19 protein-coding genes are annotated in these 24,500 nt (G+C 38.4%); all 19 read right to left on the bottom strand.

What is annotated here, in order from left to right:
- Positions 1 to 6: 6 nt before the first annotated feature.
- The gene (locus QWY86_RS04755; RefSeq protein WP_290239319.1) at positions 7 to 612 is read right to left on the bottom strand and encodes a hypothetical protein; all 606 of its coding nucleotides are present in this window, start codon (positions 610 to 612) and stop codon (positions 7 to 9) included.
- Positions 612 to 1,055 carry a YHS domain-containing (seleno)protein gene (locus QWY86_RS04750; protein WP_290239317.1) on the bottom strand — a complete coding sequence of 148 codons (444 nt, stop codon included), beginning with the start codon at positions 1,053 to 1,055 and terminating at the stop codon, positions 612 to 614. Before QWY86_RS04750 ends, QWY86_RS04755 begins: the two co-directional genes overlap by 1 nt.
- A gap of 35 nt (positions 1,056 to 1,090) precedes the next feature.
- On the bottom strand, positions 1,091 to 1,561 hold the full coding sequence (locus QWY86_RS04745) for a YHS domain-containing (seleno)protein (RefSeq protein ID WP_290239314.1): 471 nt from the start codon (positions 1,559 to 1,561) through the stop codon (positions 1,091 to 1,093).
- Between the two features lie 87 nt (positions 1,562 to 1,648).
- Positions 1,649 to 1,924 carry a hypothetical protein gene (locus QWY86_RS04740; protein ID WP_290239312.1) on the bottom strand — a complete coding sequence of 92 codons (276 nt, stop codon included), beginning with the start codon at positions 1,922 to 1,924 and terminating at the stop codon, positions 1,649 to 1,651.
- Between the two features lie 12 nt (positions 1,925 to 1,936).
- Complete coding sequence (locus QWY86_RS04735; RefSeq protein ID WP_290239310.1) at positions 1,937 to 2,512, bottom strand: sigma-70 family RNA polymerase sigma factor; 576 nt, start codon at positions 2,510 to 2,512, stop codon at positions 1,937 to 1,939.
- Between the two features lie 399 nt (positions 2,513 to 2,911).
- Positions 2,912 to 4,261, bottom strand: a complete 1,350-nt coding sequence (locus QWY86_RS04730; protein ID WP_290239308.1) for an alkaline phosphatase family protein — start codon at positions 4,259 to 4,261, stop codon at positions 2,912 to 2,914.
- 3 nt (positions 4,262 to 4,264) lie between these two features.
- Positions 4,265 to 5,440 carry a metabolite traffic protein EboE gene (gene eboE / locus QWY86_RS04725; RefSeq protein ID WP_290239306.1) on the bottom strand — a complete coding sequence of 392 codons (1,176 nt, stop codon included), beginning with the start codon at positions 5,438 to 5,440 and terminating at the stop codon, positions 4,265 to 4,267.
- Between the two features lie 5 nt (positions 5,441 to 5,445).
- On the bottom strand, positions 5,446 to 6,612 hold the full coding sequence (locus QWY86_RS04720) for a 3-dehydroquinate synthase (RefSeq protein ID WP_290239304.1): 1,167 nt from the start codon (positions 6,610 to 6,612) through the stop codon (positions 5,446 to 5,448).
- Between the two features lie 36 nt (positions 6,613 to 6,648).
- Positions 6,649 to 7,533: a UbiA-like protein EboC gene (gene eboC / locus QWY86_RS04715; protein WP_290239302.1), complete on the bottom strand. Its 885-nt coding sequence runs from the start codon at positions 7,531 to 7,533 to the stop codon at positions 6,649 to 6,651.
- A 6-nt stretch (positions 7,534 to 7,539) separates the two neighbouring features.
- Positions 7,540 to 8,526 (bottom strand): TatD family hydrolase, encoded by a 987-nt coding sequence (locus tag QWY86_RS04710; RefSeq protein ID WP_290239300.1) that lies wholly within the window; start codon positions 8,524 to 8,526, stop codon positions 7,540 to 7,542.
- 34 nt (positions 8,527 to 8,560) lie between these two features.
- Positions 8,561 to 9,391 carry an EboA domain-containing protein gene (locus tag QWY86_RS04705; RefSeq protein WP_290239298.1) on the bottom strand — a complete coding sequence of 277 codons (831 nt, stop codon included), beginning with the start codon at positions 9,389 to 9,391 and terminating at the stop codon, positions 8,561 to 8,563.
- A 17-nt stretch (positions 9,392 to 9,408) separates the two neighbouring features.
- The gene (locus QWY86_RS04700) at positions 9,409 to 9,789 is read right to left on the bottom strand and encodes a transmembrane 220 family protein (protein ID WP_290239296.1); all 381 of its coding nucleotides are present in this window, start codon (positions 9,787 to 9,789) and stop codon (positions 9,409 to 9,411) included.
- A 539-nt stretch (positions 9,790 to 10,328) separates the two neighbouring features.
- Positions 10,329 to 12,797 carry a glycoside hydrolase family 95 protein gene (locus tag QWY86_RS04695; RefSeq protein ID WP_290239294.1) on the bottom strand — a complete coding sequence of 823 codons (2,469 nt, stop codon included), beginning with the start codon at positions 12,795 to 12,797 and terminating at the stop codon, positions 10,329 to 10,331.
- Positions 12,798 to 12,868: 71 nt separating this feature from the next.
- Positions 12,869 to 15,145, bottom strand: a complete 2,277-nt coding sequence (locus QWY86_RS04690) for a GH92 family glycosyl hydrolase (RefSeq protein WP_290239292.1) — start codon at positions 15,143 to 15,145, stop codon at positions 12,869 to 12,871.
- A gap of 148 nt (positions 15,146 to 15,293) precedes the next feature.
- The gene (locus QWY86_RS04685; protein ID WP_290239290.1) at positions 15,294 to 17,504 is read right to left on the bottom strand and encodes an alpha-N-acetylglucosaminidase; all 2,211 of its coding nucleotides are present in this window, start codon (positions 17,502 to 17,504) and stop codon (positions 15,294 to 15,296) included.
- Positions 17,501 to 18,718, bottom strand: coding sequence for an acyltransferase family protein (locus QWY86_RS04680; protein WP_290239288.1), 1,218 nt, complete (start codon positions 18,716 to 18,718; stop codon positions 17,501 to 17,503). The genes QWY86_RS04685 and QWY86_RS04680 overlap by 4 nt, the downstream gene beginning before the upstream one ends.
- Before the next feature lie 23 nt (positions 18,719 to 18,741).
- On the bottom strand, positions 18,742 to 19,722 hold the full coding sequence (locus tag QWY86_RS04675) for a purple acid phosphatase family protein (protein ID WP_290239286.1): 981 nt from the start codon (positions 19,720 to 19,722) through the stop codon (positions 18,742 to 18,744).
- A 91-nt stretch (positions 19,723 to 19,813) separates the two neighbouring features.
- Positions 19,814 to 21,412 (bottom strand): RagB/SusD family nutrient uptake outer membrane protein, encoded by a 1,599-nt coding sequence (locus QWY86_RS04670; protein WP_290239284.1) that lies wholly within the window; start codon positions 21,410 to 21,412, stop codon positions 19,814 to 19,816.
- An 11-nt stretch (positions 21,413 to 21,423) separates the two neighbouring features.
- Positions 21,424 to 24,465, bottom strand: coding sequence for a SusC/RagA family TonB-linked outer membrane protein (locus QWY86_RS04665; RefSeq protein WP_290239283.1), 3,042 nt, complete (start codon positions 24,463 to 24,465; stop codon positions 21,424 to 21,426).
- Between the last annotated feature and the right edge of the window lie 35 nt (positions 24,466 to 24,500).

Here is a 24,500-nt window from a genome sequence, read left to right as displayed (position 1 = left end):
AACGAGCTAGTTTAAACTAAACTTGGTACCAATACAATAGGTAAAACCCTGCAAACGGTATTGCTGAACTTGGATGGACGAAGTAAAATAGGTTGCCTCCACATAGATAGTCTGAAGGAAGGAAGAGTTTGTTTTATACGATAAGCGGCTTCCTACTTTTCCATAAATACTAGTGCTGAACACATTATTTTGCGTGGTTACCTGAGCTAAATTATCATTAGCGACCCTGGGCTCCCCAAAACGCTGAAACCCTGGTCCGCCATATACCGCCAAACCGAATTTTGATGGTAAAAACCTGAATAAGTAACCGCCGCTTAAACTAATTTGAAACAGAGAGCTATTGGCATTTTTAAAAAGGAAAACAGAAGCATTCTCGCGAATGGTCTGGTCGTAGCCAATGGAATTTAGGCTAACATCACCCTGTATAAACCAATTTTTTTTAAGCTTTAGTTCAAGGCCTGAATTAAAGGTGACAGAGGATTTCAGCACCGAGGAGAGCCCTGGTGGAAAGCTAATGATTCCAAAGCCTGTAGTTACCGCAATTTTTGTTGTCTCCTGCGCATGAAGCACCGTGCCTGTTAATATAAAAAACGCACTAATTAACGCTTTCATTACCCTTTGTTTTTGATGTTTGGCCATTTCTCGTCGGCTGATTTAATTCGCTCTTTCTGATCTTTGATCCATATTTCCTTTACCTTGTCATTGTAGTTGAAATAAAGCTTATTATCTACAATTGTCCATGTATCGGTCTGTGTTGGTGCCTTGTAATCTTTTGAACAGCCGTAGGCACAATAGCCACCATACTGCGGGGCATATTTTTCTGGGTTTGCCTTGAACATATTCAGGTTTTGGGTATTGTTGAAATGCCATGTCGCTTCCTTCCACTGGTAAGAAAGCGAATCGGCTCCCTTAACTGCTTTGGATTGTGTGAAAAAGGCAACAGGATCATATCCTTTTATGGCCTTGCCTGCTGGTGCAAAAATTTCAGATTTCTGTGCATTGGCATCGAACAGGATAAACAGAAATAAAGTGGCTACGATGAATGTACGTTTCATTATAAAAAATTTTAGGTATGGGTTGGTTGGTTGATTTATTTAAGAAATTTTGCCCAGCTGGCATCAGCTTTAGCTTTCAGGTTCTTTTCGTCCTTATTCCAAGATTTTTTGGTATTGTTGAAGAACTTGTTGTAGAAGAGATAAAGTTTGCCATCCAGTATCTTAAAAGTCTCTGGATCAACTTCAACCTTTTCACCAGTTTCGCCCATGGCATAAGCACACCATCCGCCATACTGGGGTTCGTATTTGGAAGGATTGGCCTTGAAAAGTTCCTTGTTCTGGTTAGTTGAGAATCTATAGGCAATACCGTTATTGGTTACCGATATCTCTTTTTTACCTTCTACAGCTTTACCTATACTAAAGTAGGCTACGGGATCATAGCCTTCAATTGCTAAGCTAACTTTGTCTATATTAAATTCCTTTTTTCGCTCGGAGGTGGTTTGTGCAAGCGTTGCACCGCTGAATGCTACTGAAAGTATCATCAGGATTAAAATGGACTTTTTCATTTTGATGTAGGATTAAACTATTTACGTTTTCTCCTTTGGTAGGCCATATTAGCGATACCTTACAACGAAACTGAAATATTTTTTAAATTATTTTTTATCGAGCTCCTTTTCGATGTTCTTTTGCAAAGTTTCCTTAAAATCATCAGTCAATTTATAAGATCTATTTGCCTTATTATTAAAGATATGCTTTGTTAATCTGGTAATAAAGATACTTTGTTGTTCATACAATTTACATACAGCACATCCGGTAAGATGTATTTTAAGTTCCAGCTTCTCCCGCACCGTCAGTGTAGCGAGCTGTTTCTTCTCAATCAAAAATGTTGCCTGTTTGCAGTTATAGGCTATAGCTTTAAGTTTGTTCATCTCTATGGTTATTTACAGCCAGTTTTTTTCGAGGCAACTTCTCAGATTCAGTTTGGCTCGGTGCATTACTACCCAAAAGTTAGCTGAAGTGATGCCAAGTCCGTTACAAATTTTCTCTGTCAATTCCTCTTCTACATGTTTTAAGGTAAAAACAGCAAACCAAAGCTTTGGCAATTTTTTCAAGCATTGGTTCATGATGTGGTCAAATTCCTTTCCCTCTAATGGATCCTTAGTATCCATAAAATCAGTTGGACGAAAGGCACTATTCCAGTGTCCATCATCACCATTAAAGAAGTCATCCTCTTTGGTCTCGCTATGCAGCTCTATATTCTTTAATCCAAATGATTTTTTACGATACACATCAATGATCTTGTATTTCAGGATAGCGGTAAGCCATGTCTTTTCGGTGCTTTTCCCCTCAAATCCTTCTACCTTCTGCAATGCGGCCAAAAAGGTATCCTGCACTAAGTCCATGGCCAATTGAGGGTCATTTATTCTTGATATGGCATAACCAAATAAATAATCTGAATAGTTTTTCACCCAGAGCTTAGGCGTCAATAGCTGGGTACTTGTTTCCGTTTTGTTCAAAATAGCATATTATCTGTAGTTAGTCGAAGAATTTGAATAACCTTACAGCAATATCGATATTTTTGCATTATTTTTTTTTTGCGCAGTTGTGCGCAGAGATTTTATGGTTGCCAAATATTTTTTCCGCTATTACGTCGCTGGATAAATCCAATCAGTTAAAATTTACCTGCATCGAATTCTGTCAGCAATATTAAAGATACCATTTTTGACAATTGCTTGAAGCTTTCGATTTTATGCCGTAACAATTGGATATACGACAGCGTCAGTCTGAACCAATCACAACCTGTTATCACACATCACTACTTAAGTTATAGATCCAGGGCAAAGTGATCAACCAGATTAGTTCTTCCAGGATGCAGATCTTATGGAATACCCATCACATCCATTTTCTAAAGTGGATTATTGATTTAACGTATCCCAAATTACATCATAGATATCAGGAGCCTGAAGTTTGTTGGCGATTTTAGAATCCGTTATTAGCACTGGTTTAAAAGCCTCAGGCACTCCAATTCTTCCGTGCGACCCTTTGACCAGCGTTGCATCGAGCGGAATAACATCCATTACATAACGAAAGCCAGATTTTTTCCTAAGTAATTTATATCCTGCACGAAGTTTTGATGACATAAACATCTCAACAGGATCATAACCTGGTTTTTTATGGATATCAACACACCTTGCATAATCTGGTGCCTTTGCATCATCTAACCAGAAATAATAGGTGAACCAGCTGTTTTCTTTAGCTGTGACTACAAAATCTCCAGACCTTTCATGGTTAATACTGTAGTTTTCCTGTTGTTTCTTATCCAGAACCAAATCCACGCCAGCAGCATTTTGGAGTAATTTTTTAACTTTATCAGTAACGCTTTTATCGTTAATGTAAACATGAGCAATCTGATGATCAGCTACTACAAATGCCTTTGAAGCGCCTGCATCAAGCAATTCCAGACCCCGTTCTTCCCTAATCCCGATTAAGCCATTTTCCCTGAAGATTCTATTCAAGTGAACAGGCGTATTTACGGGCTCGATACCATACTCGGAAAGCAAGATAATTTTAGCATTTTTCTTTTCGTAAAACTTAACAAGCTCTTCCACTATTTCGTCAATTTCCTTTAAGTCTTTATTTATCTTTTCGAAATCAGGACCAAATTTTTGCAAACAATAATCTAAATGAGGGAGATAAATTAATGTTAGTGTTGGATTATGCAACCGCTCTGTTTCCATAGCAGCATCAGCAATCCATCTGGATGATTTGATATTTGCTCCAGGCCCCCAAAACTGAAACAGTGGAAACTGCCCAAACTTTTCCTGTAAATGATCGCGAAGTTCGGCTGGCTCTGAATAGCAATCGGGTAGTTTACGTCCGTCAGCTAAGTAATTCGGACGTGGTGTTACCGAATAATCTGCATTTGAATACATGTTGTACCACCAGAACATGTTTGAACAGGTAAATGAAGGATCTTCCTTTTTGGCCTTATCCCAAATTTTTTCTGCATCAACAAGTTTATTCGATTGCTTCCAGAATTTAATTTCGCTATCTATATTATCATACCATCCATTACCCACAATGCCATTTTCAGATGGATATTTTCCAGTTAGATAACTTGATTGAACACTTGTAGTTACCGCAGGCAATAAGGGCTCAATACTAGTAAGGTGTTTTTCAGCAATGTATTTTTTAAGGAAGGGCGTATGCTCACCAATAACTGATGTAGATAAGCCAACGATATCGATAACAACTGTTTTATGCATGATTTAAAATTCTAAAATGTTTTTAACCCATTGTAATTCGCGGACAATCGAGTCGTTTAAAGGCGCCTTTAATGCTGTAGGCAGCACCTCCCACGTATAAGTTTCAACTTCAAGGTGATTTGTAAAGCGATGTTTTTTTTGATGATCTAAAACAGCCTTAATATCAGATTGAGTAGATTGTACTAAGCCCATATCTTCAACAAAAATGGGAACGTGAAAGTGTGCACGCCATTCTGTAGAATTAGCATTATCCCTATCAGCCAAAGCGTTTGAAAGGTCAGGATAGCGAACTAAACTTCCGTTATTTTGTTTTGCAATTACCTGATGTAAATAAGTTGGCTCATCAAAGCGGGCAAGCTCGCTAATCACTGCCGTTCTTTCTGAAACTTCCCCAGGTAATTTAGCCTTTAAAGCCGCACTGATTTGAATTTTTCCTATTGAAATACCTTTGTTTTTTAACTCATCAATGATTGCTGTATGCGGTTCATAACCGATGGCGAAATGGCAAACATCGTAACATAAACAGATGTGTTGTTTTAGAATTGCTTCGTCTAATTTCCCTGTTTTAAGGAAAACCTGCTCATACCAGTGGATAAATTCCGGACCCGATTCTAAAAAACCATCTGGTTCTGGCTCTATATCAAGGTGAAGGGTTTTACCAGTTCTATTCTTTATCTCCTGAAGTGCTTCGGCAACTTTTAAGATATTGTTGGTTGCAGTTGCTGTTGCAGTTTCACGATCATTAGTGTTAGAAAACCAGGGCTTATAACTTAAGGGAGATGTAGAAATACCTCCATCCATTCCTTCCGGAAGCAGTTCGGTAAGAATTTTAAAAAGGCGGATTGTATAATCCACACGCTCCTGTGTAGTCCAATCTGGTGCATGAACCTGGTCTTTAACCCTTGTATGGTGAAAGCCGCCGTAAGGGAAACCATTCATTGTAAAAACATAGCCATCAACTTCGCTAAGCCATTTTTTAAAATCTTCTAGATGATTGTTTTCCAACAATTCAATACTTGCCAAATTAGATAGACGAAGGCCTATACCCATGGATTTTTCGGGTGATAGCTGTGCCTTTAAAACCGGAAAACTATCCTTCAAGACTGCAAAATGTGCCAGCCAGCCCTCGCCGGCATAAATGTTTGTACAGAAGGTTAGATGTGCTGAATTAATTTCCATAGCGGTTAAATGGTAGACTCAAGATTGGCATGATGACTTAATATTTCAGCAGCTTGTTTCAACAATGCTGTATCCATTTCGTGAACCTCTTCGCCACTGCCGATTCCTGTTAACAGCGTAATGGTTAATTCACCGCCAAGATGCTCTCTGAATTCTTCTAAACCCTGTAAAATAGGGCTGTTGCCGGCAGTTACCTTTAATAATGGGTGCATCAAGTCGAAACCAAATGCCTCAATTAATTTTAATACCCTTTGTGAATCTTCAGCGCTGATTCTTCCGGAAAGTTGAGCATAAACCGTATCTAAAGCAATCCCCATTGCAACCGCTTCCCCATGTCTGATTTCAAAATCGGTTAAATATTCGAGTTTATGTGCACTCCAATGACCAAAATCTAATGGACGGGCTGAGCCACTTTCGAAAGGGTCAGCGCTTCTGATGTGTTCCATGTGCAACTTTGCACATTTCCAAATCTGGTAGTTCATCACCTCCAAATTCCGGTTTGCCATGGCTTCGGCGTTTGCTTCAAGCCATTCGAAAAATTCCCGATCTTTTATCAAGGATACTTTTATGGCTTCTGCAATACCAGAACGCCAATCGCGGTCGGATAAAGTTTTTAAAAACAAATCATCATTAAAAACAGCAACTGGAGGTGAAAAAGTGCCCAGGAAGTTTTTTTTATTAAAATAGTTGATGCCATTTTTAACACCTACACCAGAATCATTCTGAGATAATGTGGTTGTAGGTATGCGGATATGTTTAATGCCGCGATGTGAGATGTTGGCCGCATAACCTACCATGTCGAGCAAGGCACCGCCGCCGATGGCTGCAATGAAAGAATGGCGGTCGATGCCATATGTATTTACCGCTTCCAAAACCCTATCAAAATATTGGGTATCATTCTTTACAATTTCACCTCCCGGGATAATTAAAATATCCTGAACCAATTGCGTTTGGTTGTATTTGCTGAAGTAATTTTTAATGTCTTGACTTAAGTTCGGGTGCGCATCTGCAACACCTTCATCTATCACAAAGAAAATCTTTTTCAAAGCCTTTGCCGGATTTAATCCTTTCAGGAAATCATTAAACAACTCGTTTTCAATTGAAAATAGTGCTGATGTAAAGAATACGTTAAAATTATATTGAACGGTAAAGGACTGTTGTAAATGTTCCATAAAAGTTTGGATAATCTTTTTGATAAAATTATAAAATCAGGTGACTGCGAATAATTTGGAAAGCCACATTGATAAAGGTAATAATGCTGCAATGATAAAGGCTAGAATCAATGCATCGAAAGTAACAGCCCAGGCTGCATCCATTAAAATTAAAGAGATAACGCCAGCTTTTACGGCGCCACCAATGTTTTTACCAATCGGATTTTTAATTGCTGTGGATAAGGGTTTGAAAATCATCCAGGCGAAAGGTAAAAGAAAAAGCAAAGACCATAATAAACGGTCGTTTAGGAATGCAAAACAGGCAATGGCACCAATTACAATTGCATATAAAATAGCAGCGACGTAAAGATTTTTAATGTTCCCGCCGTGCACTTCTCCCCGACTTGTCATCGTGATGGAGAAAATATAAATTACCGGAATTACTGCCAAAAAATAATGTTGATGCAGCATTACGGGCACAATGCTTAAACCCAGCAATAAATTTAAACCACGGCAAATGCCCATATTAAGTGGACCGAACAATGGATATTGCTTTCCTATTTTATTATATAGTAATGCAAAAAAACTAACGGCTAATGCAAATAAACCAGAAGTCAAGCTCGTTAACGAAGCGAGGGCGATTCCTGAAATCATTAAAGCTGCACCTAAAATAGTTGCATTTGTTAAACTGATTATTCCACTTGGAATAGCACGTTCCGGTCTTTCGATTTTATCAAGTTCAGCATCGAAAACATCATTAAAAACAATCCCACCAGCATACAAACAAGCGGTAGAAAGGCACAGACAAATGATGGCAAGCCAGGGTATTGTACCGTTGTTGATTAACACACCTGAAATGGCAATACCTGCAAGAATATCAGCAACAGAAGTTACAATGTTTGCCGGGCGCATGATGCGCAGATAAGCGAATAATTTTCCCAATTCTATTTAGCTAATAATGATCGAAGATTTATCGGTTCTTGGTTGCTGTCCGCCGCGTAATATTGTATTGCCTTCAAATTTTTCGCTTTGATCGATGTTTTTAGGAGCAGTAAAATCAGCTTCATTTATTTGTCCGCTTTGTGCAAAGGCCTTAATCGCATTGCGATAAGTAACCAGTTCGATATCAGCATCACCAATACCTTTCAGTTTCATTAAAGCAGCCGTTTTAGGCACGGCCAATGGGTCGCTGATGCCCCAATCTGCTGCTGAGTTTACCATTATACGTTCAGAACCATATTGTTTTATAATTTCAACCATGCGTTCATTACCCATTTTGGTAAAAGGGTATATCGTGAAAGCAGCGAAAAAGCCTCTGTCCAAAACTTCTTTTACTGTTTCTTCATTATTATGGTCGATGATGATTTGGTAAGGATCTAAACCATGTTCCAGGGCTATGTCCATACTGCGTTGTGTTCCCTTTTTCTTATCGCGGTGGGGCGTATGAATCTGAACGGGTAAGCCGGCGCTTTTGGCAAGTTCCAGTTGTAAACGATAATATTTCTCTTCAGCAGCTGTTTGATCATCAAAACCAATTTCCCCAATACCAACAACACCTTCTTTATAAATAAACAAAGGTAAGATTCCCATAACCTGCTCTGCAAGCGCTTCATTATTTGCCTCTCGTGAATTTAAACCAATCGTACAATAATGTTTAATTCCAAACTGTGAGGAGCGGAATCTTTCCCAACCAATTAAACTGCTGTAATAATCTCTAAAACTATCTAAACCAGTACGGGGTTGCCCGAGCCAGAATGCAGGCTCGATCAATGCCACAACACCGGCATCAGCCATCGCCTGATAATCGTCTGTTGTGCGGGAAGTCATGTGCACATGCGGGTCAAAAAACTTCATTCCCTTAATGGCACTTATATCAAAAGCTTCAGGTTCACCCATCGTCGCCCTATCTCTTTCTATTGAATTGCTGCAACACATTTTCTTAAATTTAATTGTTATCGAATTCTTTGGTCTATTTATTAACCTGGCAGAGTTCGGGAAATTGATTAATATATACTTTTGCGGGTTCGTAATCAGAAGCAAAAATGGCAAGCGCTATCGCTTTATGCTCTATTTCATCTTGATTGTTTAAGCCGATTTTAATTGCTTCAAAAATTTCTTCGTTTAAAAACGGGCCGGCCAAACGCCATAATTGGGGGTTTATTTGTCGCCCTGCTGCGTAACGTTCGCGGGCATAATCGCTTAATGTTAAAGCTAATTGTTCGTTCACACGTTCATCTAACCCGTAAATTTTATTAATATCTTTTTCAGTAAAAAAAGCTTTCAAAACCAATTGATTCCAGGCTGCTTCATTAAGGTATTTTGAAGGGTAAGGATTGTTTTCCATGATAGCCTCCAACACTGAGCCAATGTTACTTCTTATGCCTTCTGAACATCTTTTTACCCAACTTTCGGGTTCAGCTAAAAATGGCAAAGCCGAATACAAAGCTACAGCTTCATTCATTTCGGCTGATAAAAATAATTGCTCAATAACAGGATGAGACTTTTGAGCATCAGCAAAGCTTTGAACACTAAGTAACCAAACTCTTGCCAAACGGTCGATACTCCAGTCGGTAATGTAAATTATGTCCGCTTGCTCAATTGCTTTTTTCTGCAATTCTGAAAGATGCAAAAGAGATTTCCCTGTCTTACGGGGAAGCATTACAAATGCTTGTCCGAGGTTACCAATTTCATCTGCTGAACCTGCCTTTATAATCCATTTAAACGCAGTTTCATCGATGTTATCTTTTATGATATTTAAAAGCAGTTCGCTTATATTTCCAAAATCATCACTAATCGCCATAACAACACGTTTTTATTTTATGCAAAAGCCCCTGCCGAAACCAGATAATTCATAAGCAAGGCACCTGCAATAATAAGCAATCCAAAAAACTCTCTGGTTTGCTCTATGTAAGGTTTTGTAGCCTGCATACTTTCTACCAAACTTGGTTTATTGTACTTTGTAATCCAATCGCGAACACCATCTTTTGCGAAAAAAATTTTTATCGCATAAATTAGGTAGAAAGCAATTAAGGCCAGGTAAACGTAAGGGTAAAAAAAACCGGCAGCAGCAAGTCCGCAGCAAATTGCAGCAGCCATATAAATTGGCACCCAAAGCCAAGAGTCTTTATCATTAAGGTTAACGTAAGCAAAACCAATGAAGGAAATGCAAAATAAAATGTTGATTATGATCAATACCATTGCGAATTTATAAAACTTTCACTAAATCGATTTTCTAGTTTCCAAAGTTATTTATTTCTGCACTTTTTATCTAGTGCGCAATGTAAAGAATATGTTCGAAACAAAAATCTAAAACAGACTTACTTTTAAATATCATCGAACAGGCGTATAAGGGCTTTCAACTGTGTAAAGCGGAAATCGGTTTGGCGCCAATGGTTTTATTAGATTGGTGTTCCCAGCTGATGGTTAATTTCATGAAATTGCCCATGGACCCTTTCGACCAATATTCCTATTTATACGATTTAACCAGTGAACAAAATCAAAAATTCAGCAGGTAAGTTTAAATCTTATTGTACAAAACCTGAAATTAAGCTATTCATTCAGGCTTCAAGATGGGCGATTAATTGATTTGGTGGAAAATAATTAGGTTCATGGTAAATGGCCATTAAGAACTGAAAGAAGTCTTAACAATGAAGTTATCTTAATGAAATCTCCAAAGGATATTCGATTGCTATTGCACAAATCAACCTCACAAAAGAAATATCGCCTGTTCAACTGGTCTAAATTTTATGTAAGGTGTAAATTGTATTTTTGGCGGTTTTAAATTTCATTCGGTATCCGTCTGCTGTTCTTTCCAGTTTAACCTTTACTCCTGATATAGAGAAAGGAACTGAGGCATGAATTTCGCACTCATTTCCCAAAAGCGAAGTAATTTTTGCGCTGCTTATTTTTCCGTTATCCCAAGATACTGCCACTTCAAATCCTCCCCTTGCCCTTAATCCCTTAACGCTGCCATCTTTCCAATCCTTAGGTATGGCGGGAAGTAAATGAATATATCCCAGATGGCTCTGCAGTAGCATTTCTGCAATGCCAGCAGTCCCGGCAAAATTACCATCTATCTGAAAAGGAGGATGGGCGTCAAAAAAATTGGGGTAGGTACCACCCTGCCGACCGTTTCCATCGGTCACATCTACATAATTGAGCAGTCCCCTTATAAGTTTATATGCATGGTCTCCATCTTTCAACCTTGCCCACCAGTTAATTTTCCAGCCTTTACTCCAGCCAGTACCTAAGTCTGTTCTAAGTTCAAGTGATTTTTTCGCAGCCGCATAAAAGACTGGTGTTTTTTCCGAAATTTCATATCCAGGATAAAGCCCGTAAAGATGTGAAGCATGCCTGTGCAGGGGATCTGTTTCTCTGAAATCCTTAAACCATTCCTGAATACCGCCATTCTGGCCAACTTTTAAGGGAATGAGTTTCTGACGTTTGGCAACAAGGGTATCACGGAATTTGGAATCAATGCCCAGCGCATCAGCAGCTGCTATTGTGTTAGAGAACAAATCACGGATTATCGACATATCCATTGTGGTGCCCATCGAAAGTCCCTGCTTAACACCGTTGGCGTCAAAAAATTCGTTTTCAGGAGAGGTTGATGGCGCAGTAATCAGTAAGCCATCCTTATTTTCCACCAGCCAGTCTAGTGAAAACGTTGCCGCACCTTTCATAAGCGGATAAGCTTTTTCTTTTAAAAATTTTTTATCTCCCGTAAAAAGATAATGTTCCCACAGATGTCTGGTTAGCCAATTGCCTCCCATGTACCAATTTGCCCAGACTGGGTCGCCATCACCAAGGTCCCCAACGGGATTTGCAGTTGCCCAGATTTCCGAGTTGTGGTGGGCAACCCATCCCCGGGCGCCATAGAACTCCCCAGCTATTCGTTTTCCAGTTACCGATAAATCCTGGATGAAATCAAACAGGGGCTCGGTAAGTTCTGATAAATTAGTAACTTCCGAAGGCCAGTAATTCATTTGTGTATTAATGTTTATCGTGTAGTTGGAGCTCCAGGGGGCACGTAATTCCTTATTCCAGATTCCCTGCAGATTTGCTGGAGGACTACCGGGTTTCGAGGAGGATATCAGTAGATATCTCCCGAACTGAAAGTATAAGGCTTCCAGTTCTGTATCCTTTGCACCTGCTGTATAGGCTTTTAACCGTATATCTGAGGGGAGCTTGGCGTTCAGGTGCACAACCTTAGGATTTAACTTGAGCTCAACCCTGTTGAAGAGTTTTTGATAGGCTTTAACATGCTCATTTCTAAGGTAATCGAAAGGCTTGTTAATGCAACCGGATATTAGTGCTGAAGCGATTGCATTTTCATCTTTACCTTCAGCATCCGGGCATTTATCGAATCCGTTGAAACTGGTGGCCGCCGCCACCAGAAGCATTACTTCTGTTGAACCTGACACATGGATACCTGAATCACTGAGCTTCAGAATACCGTCTTTTGCAATCGGGGTTACTCTATATTGGAATCGCATGCCGTTACAGCCTGTTGTGTCGTCTTGGATAATGGGCTTTCTTCCTGGCTTGTTGTAATAGCTGGGATCAACATGAGCCGGTGCTTTACCATTTATTATAAGACTTTTTCCCTCTGCCCGCATACTATTTTTTAGTAAACTATTTGCAGACAGGTCGAAATGCAAGGCCCCAGCCTTTGACGAAGTGAGGCGGATAATTAAAACATTTTTTGTCAGCGAAGTAAAGGATTCTCTGGTAAAAGTTATGCCTCCGGCAGTAAAGCTCGTTTTAGCCACTGCTGTTGAGATATTCAGTTCCCTTGTGTAATTGGTTACGATTTTGTTGATATTGGATTGCTTTAGCAAAAGGTTTCCCAATGGCATATAGGATTCGGTATAAAATCCCTGCATCTTCTTTGCGATCAGATTGGCTTTACTAAAATCCTCTTCCTGCAGAAGTGCCTTCCTGATTTCAGGCAGATAGGCTTTAGCGCCGGGATTGATGATTTTCTTTACGGGTCCCCCACTGTACAGGGAACTCTCATTGAGCTGAAAAAGTTCATTCTCAATGCCACCGAACACCATTGCCCCAATCTTACCATTCCCAATTGGGATGGCCTGAGTCCAATCCTGTGCAGGCTTATCATACCATAATTTTAACCCGTTCTGCGCAAATCCGCCTGCGGAACATAAAAAAAATATTATCAAAAAAGTAAGCCCCTTATGTTTCATATTATTTGTGTATGATGGTTTTTAAGAATGTTATTTAATAAAATTTTAGTAAACTTCGCCATCATTTGTTTTTATTGAGCATAAAAAGTTAGATTCCCTCCTTTTTGGAAATCTTTATGTGCAATTTCAAGGCCTTTTAATTTTTTCCCGTTAAAGGTAATTCCGGATATATTTACGGCGGCTTTATTTTTCCTATTTACGCTGATGTTAAGTACAGAACCATTTCTTAGGAAGAGCCTCACATTTTCAAATTGTGGCAAGGTGAGCTGGTATTGTCCGGATACGGGATCAACAGGATAAAATCCGAGTGATGCAAAAACGTACCAAGCCGACATTTGTCCTGCATCATCATTCCCACTTAAGCCCCCGGGGCCGTCGCTGTACTCCTCATTTAAAATTCTGTTCACCTGCTTTTGTGTTTTCCAGGGTGATGCAGTATAGTTGTATAAAAAAGGTATCTGGTGTCCGGGTTCATTTCCATGCCAGTATTCCTTCTTCTGGAAAATTGAATCCAGTTCATTTTCGAATTTTTTGGTGCCTCCGGCAAGTTTGATGAGGCCTGGCAGGTCGTGTGGTACATAAAAAGTATATTGTCTGGGTGTACCTTCGGTGATATACGGCTCCCGGCGATCGGCTACGAATGGATTGTACCACCTGCCATCCGCAAATCTACCCCTAACCATGCCTACAGATTTATCAAATACATTTTTATAGTTTCCCGCTCTTTTCATAAGCGCCAGGTAATCATTTGTCTTGCCCAAATCTTTAGCAATGGTGGCCAGGGCGTAATCATCATAAGCATACTCTAATGTTCTGCTTACCTGCTCTTTTTTATGAAAGGCATGAGGGATACTATCCTCCATAGGGATATATCCATATTTTATATAGCTGTTAATACCCCTGCGACCTTTACCGTTCAGGTAATCGGCAGAATCCGGCATTTCAAAGGCATTTTTCCGCATCAGTTCGTAAGCCTGACTAATGTCATAATCCCTAATGCCTTTATTGTATGCAGAGGCCAAAAAAGCGGTACTATGGTCGCCAATCATGGCGGCGGTGTAACTATTCCAGCATGGAAAAATAGGCAGCCAGCCCCCTTGTTTACCTTTTAAAATAAGTGAGCGTGCAAATGAATTCACCAGATCAGGTTTCAACAGCTCAACCAGCGGAAGCTGTGCACGGTAAATGTCCCACATGGAAAAATCGTCATAATAATTGCCCTTATCTATTAAACCAGTCTGAGAGTTGCCTGAGAATAGAGGGTATTCGCCATTTACGTCATTAAAAAGCCTTGGATGCTGCTGGGCATGATAAAGTGCAGTATAAAAAATCCGCTTTTTACGATCCTCTTTATCAGCTATCGAAATCTGGCCTAGCGAATGCTGCCAATCCTGTTTTGTGCGCTCCATAACCTCTGCAAAGCTGCTGTTTCCAATTTCCTTCTCCAGATTGAGTTTTGCGGAAGATGTGCCGGTGAAAGATGTGCCAGAATAAATGAATATAGTCTCCCCTTTGTTCAGTTTGAAACCGATATAAGCACCCAAGTCCTTTTTGTTACTGATGGATTGCGAGGTGTAAACTTTACTTTCGGAGAATACGCCACTTTTTGTAAAAGGACCTTTCATTTTAATATAAAAATAGCCGCTAAAACCTGCAGGCTGACCAAGGCCCTGATAAATGCGGTGAACGGGATTAAAACCGGTTATTTCGCCTCGTTCAGAATCAATTTTGACAAAACCTTTCTGCTGGTCACTGTTTGGTGTAATTAAAATATATACGCTATCGGTTGCTAAAGCAGTAATTTTCATTACTCCGCAGCGTAAGGTCGCGGTAAGCTCCACTTTTAAGTTATAATTCGGCAGATTTAACTTGTAATAAGCAGGGGTGGCAACCTCCTGATCATGGCTATAATCAGCAGCGTAAACCGCAGTGCTGGTGTGAAGCTTGCCAGAAATAGGCATTATGGTAAAACTGCCATAATCCTGGGTGCAAGAACCACTGATCCAGTGGCTTGCCCTGAAACCGTATATTTTTTTATTGCTATAGTAATATGGCGCAAGGCATTTTGTTTCTGAAAGTTGGGTTTGCGGTGTCCATTGTGTCATTGCAAAAGGCGGCGCTACGGCTGGAATTGTATTTGCTAGCCTTTCTGTTTTATCTTCAATGTGCTGGCTGGCGGGTGTTGTGCTGGCTGAAGTGCCAGAAAACGGCTGAACATATTTTACAAAATCCTGCTGCTGGCCGTACGCATCAGCGGGATTAAGCATAATGCTCACCCCGTACATTACCAAAAATATGACTGGAATAAAGATTTTCTGATATGTAGACTGATAAAAAATATTTTTCATAATACGGAACTATCGATCATTTAACTTTAATGCCTGAGTTTGAGAGCAGGGTCAGCATATTTCTCCGATATTTTCAGATTTTTCTGAGCGTTAAGATTTTTTATTTTTCCAAATTACTGACCATCTTTCTTTACGCCGCACCACCTGACTATTGATGAGCGGAGCCTATAATTTTACGATATTTTGTATGCAAATCGATTGCAGTTTGTACCGGATTACCAACCGCATTTAGTGGATAATCTTTCCTCATATTAACCCACTTCCATTCCCATTTACTTACCTCATCATTAAACTGTTCTACATTAATCTGCTTTTTCTGTTGCATCGCCTGCTCCATTTTGCTAAAAAATAATTCCCAACGAGGTTTATAGAAATCGTTCAATAAGCCGCTCCATTGCCTGCAAGCATATTCATTCAGCGGATTTTTTGCGTCACCCCATAATGTAATTAAATCTTTAGCGTTCATTTCATATGTGGCTTTTTCTTCAGCATTATTGCCCCAAGCTCTAGCCTGATTTACCCATGGACCAAGCATAAAATCCTTACGAGTACCTAAAAGCTTATCCATATCATTAATTAAATTCAGAAATTTGGCTTTCTCTGTTTGATAAGTTTTTGTATCACCTTTTTTATAAGCCTCAACAAATTTTCTTTGAACTGGCAATGCATAGTTTGCAAGAACTTGTCTGGTAACATCAACAATATCATATTGAAAACCATCGCTAGCTTTACAAGCTGATGATGCTTTTACGAATTCATCCCAAGCTGGTAATAAATCTTTTTCATTATAATTTAAAGTGGTTTTTGCCCATCTGGTTAGCGAATCTAATGTAGGGCGAGCCTGAATGATAGATTCAGCACCATCTCTAATATATTTATCCTTTGGTACAGTGTAAACTGTTTTTCTTAAAATATCCCATGCCTTTACCGCATTAGCGTTTTCAATACCATATCTGTTTCTAACAAATTTTGGCAACCAGGTGTTAATATCAATGGCTGTAGTTTGCCAGGTATTAGCCATCATCAATTCATAAAGTACTGGGTTTTGTTCAATACCTTCCATACTTAAACCAATCCCCTTCATTTTTCCACTTTGTGGATTATTTAGCGCCGCGGCCGGCTCTGTGGCCACTACATCCATCCTACCAAAAAGATTCGTGTTTCCACCAAAATTATGCAGCATATTCCAAATCCAGGGCTTGCCATAAAAACCACTGGTGCGTTTCCAGACAGGCTCAATTTCGGTAGCTAAATCCAGTAAAATCATTTTATCATCTGGTACAGCTTTTAAAAGCGCTTCGGTTTGTGGTTCTTTCCAAAATTTTCTATCACTGTAAAAAAGCCAACCTTGCATTACCCAAATTGCCTTTGGGTCAGCAGCCGACATGCCTGCGTAAACCTTTGCCGATAACTTACTTAAAAATTCTGGTTCGGATGAAGGGGGTTCATTTTCATTAAATGTATCTGCTGAATACAAGTGGTCGGTACCCAACATTTCGGTTTGCTTAAGCAAAAATTTCTTACCAATTTCTGCAAACAAAGGGTCTTCTGCATCTAAAATATATGTATCTGCAAATCCATTGGTCCAATTGGTTGCCTTTAATTTTGCATTAGGAAATTTATTTTTAAAAGCTGCCGGAACGTGACCCGTAAAAGCTGGCAGAACCGGTTTCATACCCAAAGCACGTTGGCGATTTAATATTTTCTTTTGTAGTTCAAAATGGCTTTTCATCCAACTAACCGGAAGCGGCCCGCCCCAACCATCAATATTCCCCATCCAAAACCATGAGAAGTAAGCTGGACCAGTAAAGAAGCCTTTTAGTTCATCATCAGAAAAACCCATTTCTTTATACAACAAATACCATGTATACTCCTCTCCGGTAATAGCCAATGGCATGTTAATACCATGTAGCGCCATCCAATCAATCTCCTTTTCCCATCGTGGCCAATCCCACCAACTCATGCTGTAATTAAAAGTGCAGTAGTTTAAATAATAGCGGTATTCGTAAGGTGTTTGTTTTCTTATTTTTTTAGCTAGCTGAGGAAGTTTCGCCGGCAATTTCAAATTGGTTCCATTCCATGTTATCTGGCAATGTGCATATTCGGTTAAATAATGGTAAAATGCCGATGCAATTGCTACACCACTACTTCCGCTTAAAATAATTTTATCATTTCTGCTTTCAATTTCAAAAACATCTTTATCATTTTCTGAATTTATACTTTTGGTAATAAAATACTGATGGTGCTTTGGCACAACCCTTTCTATAAGCGCATTTGAGGCACTCAAAAAATCTTGCGACCAAGATTTAATTGAAAACAATACAAGAACAGAAACTGAGAATAAAACTTTATATTTCATATTTTTAGAAACCACTTTTTATCGTATAAAAACTTTAGCAAACAAAGCTGAACAAGTAAAACACCGAACCACAACGCAGCTTGGTGGTAATTTTCGGGTAGAAAATTTATTAATCCACCAAAAAGGAAGTTTGAGGTTGATTCAAAATTAAAAAGCCCATGTGCACATACATAAATCAATATTGAATTTGTACCAATCCACACAAAAGGCAAACTCCAGTTGATGTAGTTTTTTACATCTATAATAAAATAAAAAACTGCAAAAATGATTAAACTTAAGCCGCCTGCAAAGAGCACAAAAGAACTTGTCCACATAATTTTATTAATTGGAAAAAATAAATTCCAAAGCAAACCTGCAGCCATGCAAACCATGCTTGCAAGCACCATATAAATTGTTTTTTTAGTTGCATTAATGTTCGTCAAATCTGCTTTTAAAAAAGTACCTGTAAAAACACCAAGCAACGCAGAACAAATAGATGGGATTGTGCTTAACAAACCTTCAGGATCGTAAACAACTCTGTGCAATTTCCCAGGAAGAAACAATCTATCAAAATAAGCGGCTAAATTACCTTCAGTCGTTAAAATTCCACTTTCGAAACCTGGAACCGGAACTAATATCATCATTAAATAATAACCTAATAAAATACCTACAAACCAATAGATTTGCTTAGGCAGCGAATTATTTAAGTAAATTAATGCAGCGAAGAAAGTTGAAAGTCCTATTCTACCCAAAACACTTGCAAAACGTGTGTTTTCATATCCGTTCCATTTAAATAGTCCGTTTATAATTACACCAAGGGTGATGAGCATTAAGGTTCGCTTTATTAAAGCAAAATATATTTTTTTTGAATTATGCTTCTGAGGATTTTGAAGATATTTATGATATGAAAAGGGCATTGACACTCCAGAAATGAAGATAAAGAGCGGAAAAATCAAATCATAAAAGGTAAAACCATTCCAAACAGAATGATGCAATTGGTTACTTATACCTATAAAAAATTTCTCAATAAAAGATAATGAATTATTCGTAGCTATAGTCCAATCGTGTGAATTCCTAACAAGTCCATTATTTTTCATGATAGCATCTGCTATACAGTGAAAAATACCTTCACCGCTAACAATCCAAAACATATCAAATCCCCTCAAAGCATCCAAAGAAATTAGTCTTTTTGGCTTATTACCTGATTCGATTTTATCTGACTGTTTTAAATTCATTTAAAGAAATTCTAACGCAAATATTATTTCGTTATAACAGTATTGTAAATTATTTCACCTTCATCATTTATGGTTTGTAATCTGATTTGTGAATTGGTAATGCTAAAAAGCATAAAACCATAAACAGATGCCACCATTTCTGCATCGGGTATTAATTTTACGGGTGTTTTTTCTGAGGCTGCGCCAGAAATAAAATGATGCGTTTTACCAGCTGGTTTAATATGTTGCAAACTATGTTCATGACCGGTTAAATATACGTCGACATCATATTTTTTTAACGTAGATTCTATTGATGAACGAACTGCTTTCGTATCGTAGCCATCGGTTCTGCTTCCTCCGGTGTAAATTGGATGATGCCCGACCACAATTTTCCACTTTATTGATGGATCTGTATCGCTAAGGGTTTTTACTAACCAACGTTTTTGCGCTGTTGTATCTTGTCCTTTAACATTTGGTCCATACTCTGCATTCTTATAAAATTCCTTTATTAGCGGATTGGTATCTATAAAAGCAATCAACACCTGGTTATTTACATCACCATTTATTGGAAATTTCTTTGCATAATAACGTGCAGGCATTTTCCATCTACGGCTAATTTTTGAATATTCTACCTGCGCATCAGGATTTGATTTGTAATCGTGGTTACCTAAAGTAACGTACCAATCCCATTGAAGGGAGAAGTCGGTATAAATATCTTCGAAAGATGTTCTGAAAAGTGGATCTTGAGCGCTTATCACACCACTCGGGTAAAAATTATCACCGGTAGAAATAATGAATTGAGCTTTAACATCGGTTGCAGTTATACCCATTTGCTTGGCCACCTGTTTCTGGTGGTCGGCACCGTTACGCCCCCAATCGCCCATGGCAATAAAATTTAAGGCAGCTGGCTCCTTTGTTAATGTTTTTCTTGCAGCAACATTTGCCAAAGATGATTTAAACAATACCTGAGCTTGAACATAAACAGAAGCGGTAAATAAAAAAAAGGTTAGTATTGGTTTAATCATAGTTAAAATTTAGGATGTGATGTATAGCAACAGGTAAAATTATAAAAAAGTAATTTCCTCAAATATCGAGGAAATTACTTTTAAAATCGGATTAATTATAACCCGGGTTTTGTTTTAATTTTGGATTTAATACCAGAGCCGACGCCGGTATTGGCATTAACCTATGGAAAGTTTGTGCATCGGTTTTGAAACCCCAACTGCCTTCATATTTCCCAAAACGAATCATATCGTTACGGTGCCAGCATTCCCACGATAATTCGCGGCAACGTTCTTTATATAAATCTTCTAAAGTGATGGTCGTCCAGGCAGGGGATGTTGTGCGAACAGCTCTTAACTGGTTAACCAAACTTAAAGCGGTTTGACCTAAAGTTGGCGTTGCACCTCTTAAAATAGCTTCTGCTTTCATCAACAAAATATCCGAATATCTAAATACAGGCACATCATTGTTTTGATTTCTGTTTGATGAAGTACTATCACAATAGAATTTATTATTTCTATAACCCATGTTCCATGCAACCTCATCATTACCTGCATCAAATGGTCTGGAAGCATCTCTTAATGTAACGTTTGGCGTAATGTCTACCTGATAAGTTAGTGGAGTAGAACCATCAGAACCAGTATAGAATTGGTCATAACCCTTTTTAGTTGTTGCTACAGTTACCGGGCGACCATCGTTAAGAAATTGAAGACCTTTTATCCACTGCGCATTTCTTTTATCGTTCGCATCATTAAAATTTGCATAAAACTCAGGCAAGGTACTCATAGGTGCGCTTGGTGTAAATTTTAAGCTAAACTTAGCTTGTAACGAACGTGGTAACGAATAACGTGAGTAAATCATATTACCATTACTGAAACCAGGATCGAAAGGAATAGCGAATATAAACTCTTTAATTTGTGGACCATTATCGATAAAAAACATTTTTTTGAAATCGCTTTCTAGACTGTAAGGGGCAGATGGAGCACCAATAATTGCATCACATGCAGCTACCGCCTCATTATATTTAGGTGTACCAGTATAAATCTCGGCATTCAAATACATTTTAGCCAAAATTGCGTAAGCTGTGTATCGGTTTGGTCGGCCATAAGTTGCTGCACCAGTCGCTGTGCTTAAACTAGGCAACACTTCTTTTAATTCAGCTTCAATAAAATTGAAAACTTCGGCTCTTGTTTTTGTTTCAGGTGAAGTAGTTTCTCCGAAAGTGGTAACAATTGGAATATTACCCCACAAATCCATCATCATAAAGAAAGCTAAAGCTCTGGTTGCCCTCACTTCGGCCAATGCAGAAGTTTTTGCAGGCGAATCTGGCGCATCTTTAAGCAAAAACAAACTTTGGTTTGCCTTACTAATTGTACCAGAAAGCCATCCCCAACCACTGTTTACGTGTCCATTATCCTTATTCCAAATGTGTTTATGGTGTGCTTCATAAACACCGCCATCGTACCAGTTACCACCTCTTGCGGGCATAATAGCCTCGTCGGTACTTAAACTTTGCATAAAAAAGTAATCGGTACTCCAATTTTGGCGAAGTTGAACATAAACCTGCCCGGTTAGTTGCACAAAGTGCTGGTCGGTTTGTGGAAATGTTTCTGGAGTTAGTTGTGTTTCAACTTTTAAATCCAGTTTGTGGCACGATGTTAATACGCCTAGCGATAGCGCTGTACCAGCAATATATTTAATAAGATTTTTCATCTTCTTAGTTATTAATTAAATGAAACGTTTAAGCCGAATAAAAATGTTCTTGTTTTTGGATAGAAGTTATTTGTATCCACACCTGGAGCTATTCCACCTTGGTTAATCTCAGGGTCAATTCCTTTGTATCCTGTAATTACAAATAAGTTATTTGCAGTGGTGTACAAACGGATAGAATTTATGCCCGGAATTATTCCTTTTTTGAAAGTATAACCCAATGTAGCGTTATCCAAACGAAGGTAATCTCCTTTTTCTAAGAAACGGCTTGAGTATTTATATGAGTTAAAATCGGCTGTAGATTCGTTTTCAACCTCAACAGGAATATTTGTAAACTGTGCAGTGCTTGGTCTAAAAAGGTCGGCACGAGTTACGTTCATAATTTTATTTCCAACAACAGCTCTCACAAAGAAACTTAAATCGAAGTTTTTGTAGCGGAAATTGTTGTTCCAGCCAATTAATGCTTTAGGTTGTGCATTGCCCAAAATATAGTAATCTGTTTTGTTTAACAAATTTTGGGTTTTGATATTACCTGCTGCATCATAATATTGAGAAACACCAGCCGCGTTTTTACCGGCATACTGAAAGGTGTAGAATGTACCAATTGATTGGCCAGGTGCCAAAAGCTGTAAGGTCGCACCACTTTGGCCGGCACCATCAGGTGAAACCGTTAACTGATTTTCGATGTTGAACTTGCTATCAGAAAGCGAAACAATTTTGTTTTTGTTATGTGCTAAGTTAAAACCTGTAGTCCAGCTAAAGTTATCGTTAATAACCGGTGTACCGTTTAAAACAAACTCTATACCTTTGTTACTCAATTTACCTACGTTAGCAGTTAACATACCTGATGGGTAAAGATTCTGATCAACAAAGAAACTCATGATTAAATCAGTAGTTTTTTTATCGTAAACATCTACCGAACCTGTTAATCGGCCATTAAATAAGCCAAAATCTAAACCAAGGTTTGTAGTTGCTGTTTTCTCCCATCTTAAATTAGGATTTTCGTTTTGGATAGCTCCGTAAGCACCTTCTCTTGGTGCACCATTATAGTAAAACTGACCAACTGCACCGTAAATTAATTTTGTTGTTAAGGGCTGGAAACCTAAAGAGTTACCTGCGATACCATAACTACCTCTTAATTTTAAGGTTTTAATCACGTTTACGTTTTTAAAGAAACTTTCCTGGTCTATATTCCATGCAGCACCAACTGATGGGAAATAACCCCATTTTTCGTTCTCACCAAAAACGTTAGAACCATCTCTCCTTATCGAACCCTGCAATAAGTATTTATTTTTATAGTTATAATTTACCCTTGCAAAGTCAGAAATCATTAATATTTCCTGATAAATTGTGCTTGGGTTAAAATCAACTCTAAAATCGCTTACCGCGTAAGGGTTACCTAAACTTAAGTTATTGTAACCAACTTGATTGATTGGGAAATTTGTTGAAGTAGCCTGAAAACCATCATTATTTAACGATTGCTGATAAGAATAGCCTACAACAGCGTTAATATCGTGGTCACCAATTTTTTTATTCCAGGTTAAATAAGTTTCGATTATTTTATTTGTATTTTGATAAGCATTACGGACAGCCACACCATTTGTACCAACCAAAGAAACAAAAGTTGGGTTTGCAGGAGGATCCGGAGTGTTTCTTACATTATTATATCTAGATGTATAAATGCTATTGTAAAAAGCACCATAAATATTTTGGCTATTTTGGTAAGATGCCGACACATCGTAAGAGAATCCCCATGGTAATTTTAAATTAACGGTTAAGTTTCCAAGAATATTCTTGTTCTTTAGATTTTCCTTACCATTTTCTAACATCGAAACCGGATTGTAATAACTAGATTGTGTTAAGTTATCGAAATATGAACCATCAGGATTTCTAACTGGTGCAGTTGGAAGATAAGTTAACATTTGCGCCAGTACAGTATTACGATATGGCACCAAGTTGGCATTAGAAACCGAATTACTAATATTTAAACCGATTTTTAATTTATCGTTAAGTGCCTTTTGCTCGATACCAATTCTACCAATAAACCTGCCTAAATCACTTGTTTTAACGATACCTTCTTGTTTAAAATAGTTTAAACTTGCATTATAGGTTGTTTTTTCATTTCCGCCACTCAATGAAACGTTATGGTTGTAAGACATTGCATTAGTACGCTGAACTTCATCCTGCCAGTTTGTGTTTGCACCTTTATCGTTAGCAGGTGTTAAAGCCGAATTATTTTTTGCTAAGAAGGCTCTTAATTGGTCGGCATCCATCATTTCGTAACGTTTTGATACATTTTCTACACCGAAATATCCGTTATATGCAATCTGAGTTTGCCCTGCAACGCCACGCTTGGTAGTAACCATAATTACACCATTTGCAGCCCTGTTTCCATAAATAGCAGCAGCAGCAGCATCTTTTAAAACATCGATAGATGCAATATCATCAGGCGCAAGAATAGAAATATCTGCACCAACCACACCATCTATAACAAATAAAGGAGATTGTGCGCCTTCTCTTAAAGTAGAGGCACCACGCATAATAATAGCTGCATTACGGTTTGGGTCGCCACTTCGGCTAATGTTTAAACCTGGTACTTTACCTTGCAACATCTGCCCCACATCACTAATTGCACCTTTGTTTAAATCATCACCTTTTACTGTAGAGATGGAACTTGTTAAAGCCTTTCTCGAACTTTTACCATAACCAACCACAACAACATCGTTTAACGATGCGGTGGCATCAGCCAAAGTAACCTGATAGTTTGAAACCATACTAACTGTAATTTCTTTGGTTTCGTAACCTAAAAAACTGAAAACTATTTTATCGCCGGTTTTTGCAGAAATTGTAAAAGCACCATCAGCTCCGCTGGAGGTTACTTTGTTAGTTCCCTTTACAGCAATAGATGCTCCTGTAATGGGCTGCTTAGTATTATCTGATAAAATTCCGGTAATTTTTCGCTCTGTTTGAGCGTAGACATTGTTGAACGATTGCGCAACAAGCATTAGTAGCAAAAGAATGCAACTGTACTTTAAGCCTGTAATTTTAAATCTCATGATGTTGTAGATTTTGGTTCATAAATTGTTAGTTA

Source organism: Pedobacter aquatilis, assembly GCF_030409415.1.
Classification (GTDB): domain Bacteria; phylum Bacteroidota; class Bacteroidia; order Sphingobacteriales; family Sphingobacteriaceae; genus Pedobacter; species Pedobacter aquatilis.
This window is presented reverse-complemented; position numbering and strand designations above follow the sequence as displayed.